This window comes from Methylophaga sp. SB9B (assembly GCF_004832235.1).
In the GTDB taxonomy this organism is placed as follows: Bacteria; Pseudomonadota; Gammaproteobacteria; order Nitrosococcales; family Methylophagaceae; genus Methylophaga; species Methylophaga muralis.
Map to the genome: position 1 here is coordinate 1 of NZ_SSXS01000106.1, position 252 is coordinate 252.

The 252-nt window shown below is 47.6% G+C and carries 1 pseudogene; it reads left to right on the forward strand.

Annotated elements, in window-relative coordinates:
* Window positions 1-219: pseudogene (locus E8Q33_RS16875) on the forward strand (acetyl-CoA carboxylase biotin carboxylase subunit); the annotation flags it as partial.
* Window positions 220-252 lie beyond the last annotated feature (33 nt).

The following is a 252-nucleotide window of genomic DNA, read 5'->3' on the forward strand; positions in this document are numbered from 1 at the left end:
TCGTGGCTGTCGTGCTCTGGACGATATGCGGTTACATGGCATTAAAACTACGGCCAGCTATTACCAACAAATCCTCAAACATCCTGATTTCAGAGCAGGAAAATTTGATACCAGCTTTGTGGCTGCCATCCCGAATTACTGACCTATTCAGATAAACGTCATCCCACCGCATTGGCACTGGTGTTGGCTACCGCCATCGCCGCGCATGCAGGCTGGTAAAACAAGTTAGCCGGAGAATTGTAATGAAACAAA